This window comes from Ilumatobacter sp. (assembly GCF_049588435.1).
Taxonomy (GTDB): domain Bacteria; phylum Actinomycetota; class Acidimicrobiia; order Acidimicrobiales; family Ilumatobacteraceae; genus Ilumatobacter_A.
The window spans coordinates 1-4,973 of record NZ_JBAVYV010000029.1 but is presented as its reverse complement, the minus strand read 5'-3'; the positions used below and the strand labels follow the sequence as shown (position 1 = coordinate 4,973).

The following is a 4,973-nucleotide window of genomic DNA, read 5'->3' as shown; positions in this document are numbered from 1 at the left end:
GTGCTCGCCGCTTTGGTGGGCCTGTACGTCGGGATCCCCGAGACCGACCGGATCGTCGGCATCCTCCCCGTCATCGGCATCATGTGGCTCGGCGAGTTGACGGGTCGCATGCGCGTCGACGGTCTGATCGTCGCGGGCCTCGACATCGTGCTCGTGTGGCTCGCCGTGCACGGCTCGGCCGGCCGATCCGGCGCAATGATCGCCGGCGTTGCGCTGCTCGGCCTGCTCGTGGTGGCATCGATCATCGCCGGGGTTGCCGGACCACACCGGATCCGAGCGACCGAGCGGTGGACGATGCCGGCCTTGGTCGGCGCGCAGCTCGTCTTCGCAATCGCAGTGGCACGACTCGGTGGCGTGCGCACCACCGCCGGCGAAGCCGTTGGAGTGGTCATCGTTGCGATCCCACTCCTCGCACTCGTCACGACTCCCCTCATCGTTCGCCGGCCCGGATCGTGAAGTCTTTCAAACGCGTCATCGACGTCACGATCGGGGCGGTCGCGCTCGCCGTACTGTCACCGATCATCGCCGCCACCGCCGTGCTGATCCGGGTCGTCGACGGTTCGCCTGTCACCTTCCGCCAGCCCCGCAGCGGCCGCGGCGGACGGCCGTTCGAGCTCGTGAAGTTCCGCACCATGTGCACCCCGACGGCCGACCAACGCGGCCCCGAACACGACGGCGCCCGGATGACACGCACCGGCCGATGGTTGCGTGCGACGAGCCTCGACGAACTCCCCACCCTCGTCCACGTGCTGCGCGGTCAGATGAGCCTCGTGGGGCCCCGACCGCTCCCCGTCGAGTACCTCCGGCGCTACGACGACACCCAAGCTCGGCGACTCGAGGTGCGCCCGGGCGTGACCGGGTGGGCGCAGGTGCACGGACGCAATCGGGTGCCGTGGGACGAGAAGTTCGCGCTCGACGTCTGGTACGTCGACCACGCATCGCTGCGACTCGACGCACGCATCCTCGCGATGACCGTCCAGCAGGTCCTGCGGCGCGACGGCATCGACCACGAGGACGGAACGACCATGACGGAGTTCCTCGGGAACGGAGAATGAGTACGAAGCGGCACGCAGATCCCCGGCGCGTGATGCATCTCACGACCGTCGACATGAGCCTCGAACTGCTGCTCAGGGCACAACTCGACGCCGTCGCTGCCGCCGATGGCGATGCGGTCGGTGTGAGCGCAACGGGCCCGTACGTCCGTGGGCTGGAGGAACGCGGCGTCCGACACGTGCCACTGAAGTCGTCCACACGAGGCTGGAATCTGCTCGGCGACCTGCGCTCGGCCCGAGAACTGTGGTCGATCCTGCGCGACGAACGGCCGACGGTGCTGCACACGCACAATCCGAAGCCCGGCCTCTACGGCCGGGTCGTCGGTCGCCTCGCCGGCGTCCCGATCGTCGTCAACACCGTCCACGGGCTCTACGCCACACCCGATGATCGGTGGCTTCGCCGCCTCGTCGTCTACTCCCTCGAAGCATTCGCCTCGCGTTGGTCCGATGCCGAACTGGTGCAGAACGCCGAGGACATCGACACGATCCGCCGCTTCCACCTGTCTTCAACGAAGAAGGTCACCCACCTCGGCAACGGGGTCGACCTCACCCGATTCCGGCCCGACGTGCTGTCCGCTCCCGAGCGCATCGCCCTCCGACGTGAATGGGGAGTCGATGACGACACGGTCGTGGTCGGAACCGTCGGCCGACTCGTCGCCGAGAAGGGTTACCCAGAGTTGTTCGACGCGATGACGCGACTCGACCAGCCGGCCCGGCTCGTCGTGGTCGGCGGAGACGACCCGGAGAAGTCCGATGCACTCCCCCGCTCGGTCATCGAGTCGGCCAGCGCCGCCGGAGTCGTCTTTCTCGGCCATCGCGACGACGTCGAGCGGGTGCTCGGCGGTTTCGACATCTTCGTGCTCGCATCGCACCGGGAGGGCCAACCGCGCGCCGCGATGGAAGCCGCGGCCAGCGGGCTGCCGATCGTCGCGACCGACATCCGCGGATGCCGCCAGGTGGTCGAGGTCGACGTGACCGGGCTGCTCGTCGGCGTAGCTGATCCCGCCTCCCTGGCGGACGCGCTCGGCGATCTGATCTCGGATCCAGATCGCCGAGAGCAGATGGGGACAGCCGCGCTGCAGAAGGCGCACGCCGAGTTCGACGTACGCGACGTCGTCGCGAGGGTGATGAATTGCTACGCCGACGTTGCCGCACGCAAGGGCGTCGAACTCGTGCTCGACCAAAGTGCCCGAACATCATGAGTGAGAACCCCACGGTGCGGCAGCGCGCCGACGTGCTGTGGCGGAGCGTCGACGGGTACTTGGCGATCTCGACGGTTGCGGGCGAGGCGCTGGAGGCCGCTGGACCGGCGGCCGAGATCTGGGACCTGCTCGCCGAGCCGTTCACGATCGACGACCTGTCCGCTCGACTCGCGAGCCGCCATGGTGCCGACCTCGAGCAGGTCCGCTCCGACGTGAGCTCGTTCGTCCGGCAGTTGATCGACGATGGGTACGTCGAACGCGACGATGATTCCGATGAGTGAAGCAGACGTCCTACGCGCCGCAGCGTCGACCGGGCTGGTGGACCATTCCGGACCGCCGGTGGAACTCCCCGCCGACGATGCTGCGAACTTCATCGCGCGGGCCAAGTTCGATCGGATCCCGGGCTTTCTGGTCGCCGCCATCGAGGCGGGCGCCGTCGAGGCCAACGCCGAGACCTTCGAGACGGCCAGGGACACATGGCACCGCGCGCTGCTCGGCGTGACGTTCGTCGAGGCGTTCGCCGTGCGCACCGCGACGCAACTCGATGCCGCAGGCGTCCGGTGGCGTCTCACCAAGGGTGCCGCCCTCGCACATCTCGACTACCCCGACCAGCTCGCATGCCGAACCTTCGGTGACGTCGACCTCGTCATCCACCCCGACGATTGGGACGGCGCGATCGACACCCTGTTGTCCGTCGGACACACCCGTCCCGCCCCCGAGCTCCGCCCCGGCTGGGACTCACGATTCGGCAAGGGCGCGACGATCGTCGACGAGAACAACTTCGAGATCGACCTCCACCGCCGATTCGCGATCGGGCGATTCGGCGTGCGCTCGCACATGGAGGACGTGTTCGATCGACAGGACTCGATCGAGCTGGCCGGTCGATCGATCCCGACGCTCGCCGCGTCCGACCGGCTCCTCCACGCCTGCCACCACCTCGTCCTCGGTGGCTTCAGCGAATGGCGCGTCGCGCGCGACGTCGCCCAACTCGTTCTCGTCTCGCGTGTGGACTGGGAGGAGACGGTGGCGACGGCGGAGCGATGGAACGTCGGTGCGGTGGTCGCCTCAGGGATCATCCAGGCGTGGGAGCGTCTCGAACTCGACATCGACCACGCCGCCCACGACTGGGCCACGCGTCAATCGATCAGCCGCGGCGACGCCAAGGCGATCGAAGTGTTCTCGTCGAATCGGCCGTTCCGTGACGAAGCACTCACTGCTGTCGGTGCCCTTCGACCGACCGCAGTGCCCGGCTACCTGTGGATGCTCACCGTGCCGGGTTCCGACGCACGCCGCGGTCGATCGATCGTCGACCACGTTCGGTCACGCATCCGTGCCATGACGCGCCGCCGGCGCCCACGCGCCTGACCATCACACGGCCCGCCCCTTCGGTTCTCGTCGCGCTTCTTGCCGCATTGCGCACACATTCGCGACGGGAACGTCGGAGCGGGTGGCGCGGCGGGTCGTGTCAGGCCGACGCGGTGGTGCTGCGCATCCACTCGACGGTGGCGGTCAACCCCTCGGTCAACTCGACTGGTTGAACGTCGGGGAACAGTGCCCGGAGCGCGGTCCCATCGGCCTGCGAGTGCGGAACGTCGCCCACCCGGGAGGGTTCGTGCTCGAGCTCGACGGGATGGCCAAGCACGCCCTCGAGTTCGCCGATCAGGCCGAGCAGGTCGGTACGGCTGCCGAATGCGAGATTCACCGGATCGAGGCTTCCGACGCGACGGGCGATCGCATCGGCGATCACCTCGGTGATCGTGTCGACGTAGGTGAAGTCGCGACTCTGCGTCCCGTCGCCGTGGATGGTCAGTGGCCGACCGGCGAGGGCCGCATCGACGAAGGCCGGGACGACTGCCGCGTATGCATGGCCGGCAGCCTGATACGGCCCGAACACGTTGAAGAACCGGAAGGCCAGCGTGTCCATTCCGTAGCTGTGGGCGTACGCGTTCGTGTACGACTCGGTCGCCAACTTGCTCGCCGCATACGGCGACATCGGACGGGTCGGAAGATCCTCGGTCTTCGGCAGGGTTTCGGTGGCGCCGTAGACACTGCTCGACGAGGCAACGATGACGTGTGCGTCCTGTTGCCTCGCCAACTCGAGCACTGCGACCGTTCCCGACGCGTTCGCGAGGTGACTCGCCACCGGGTCGGCGATGCTGCGCGGCACCGACGGTCGGGCGCCGAGGTGCACGATCGCGCCCACGTCGCGACCGGCGCGCTCGAGTGCGTCGGGGTCGAGGAACGACCCCTCGACGATTTCGACGTCCACTCCGTCGAGGTTGTCGACGAACCCGGTGCTCAAGTCGTCGAGGACCACGACCTCATCGATGCCGGCAAGATCCCCGGCGGTCAGTCGTCGACAGAGATTCGAACCGATGAACCCGGCTCCACCGGTGACGAGAACACGCATGGTCGGCGAGCCTACGGCCCGAACCTCAGCCGAGTGCCGAGTCGAGGCCGCTGTACGCATCGAGATTCGTCGTGCTCACCCGGCCCACGCAGCCCATACCATCTCCGACGGGGTGAAGGGGCGACGCCGGCGTGGCCGTCGCTTCCTCAGGACTGGCAAGGCGCGCGCGGATCGGCGCGTCGTGACGGAGCAACCCTGCGGCCCTCAGGCGGAATCCGAGCGGAGCCGTCGAGAAGTCCGCGGCCACGAAAGTCCGCCAGTGCGACCTCGACGTCGATCAACATCTGCTCGACCGGCACGGTGAACGCG

At 68.1% G+C, this 4,973-nt stretch carries 5 protein-coding genes and 1 pseudogene; 5 read left to right on the top strand and 1 reads right to left on the bottom strand.

What is annotated here, in order from left to right; all coding sequences use genetic code 11:
* The 5 genes and pseudogenes from WBV89_RS00815 to WBV89_RS00795 all read left to right on the top strand — a co-directional run.
* A pseudogene (locus WBV89_RS00815) lies at positions 1-456 on the top strand (hypothetical protein); the annotation flags it as partial.
* On the top strand, positions 453-1,055 hold the full coding sequence (locus WBV89_RS00810) for a sugar transferase (protein WP_423979442.1): 603 nt from the start codon (positions 453-455) through the stop codon (positions 1,053-1,055). The pseudogene WBV89_RS00815 and the gene WBV89_RS00810, both read left to right, overlap by 4 nt.
* Complete coding sequence (locus WBV89_RS00805) at positions 1,052-2,254, top strand: glycosyltransferase family 4 protein (protein ID WP_423979441.1); 1,203 nt, start codon at positions 1,052-1,054, stop codon at positions 2,252-2,254. The genes WBV89_RS00810 and WBV89_RS00805 overlap by 4 nt, the downstream gene beginning before the upstream one ends.
* Positions 2,251-2,535 (top strand): PqqD family protein, encoded by a 285-nt coding sequence (locus WBV89_RS00800; protein ID WP_423979440.1) that lies wholly within the window; start codon positions 2,251-2,253, stop codon positions 2,533-2,535. Before WBV89_RS00805 ends, WBV89_RS00800 begins: the two co-directional genes overlap by 4 nt.
* Positions 2,528-3,619, top strand: a complete 1,092-nt coding sequence (locus WBV89_RS00795) for a nucleotidyltransferase family protein (RefSeq protein ID WP_423979439.1) — start codon at positions 2,528-2,530, stop codon at positions 3,617-3,619. Before WBV89_RS00800 ends, WBV89_RS00795 begins: the two co-directional genes overlap by 8 nt.
* A 100-nt stretch (positions 3,620-3,719) precedes the next feature.
* Here WBV89_RS00795 and WBV89_RS00790 read toward each other — a convergent pair whose 3' ends face one another.
* Positions 3,720-4,664: an NAD-dependent epimerase/dehydratase family protein gene (locus tag WBV89_RS00790; RefSeq protein WP_423979438.1), complete on the bottom strand. Its 945-nt coding sequence runs from the start codon at positions 4,662-4,664 to the stop codon at positions 3,720-3,722.
* Between the last annotated feature and the right edge of the window lie 309 nt (positions 4,665-4,973).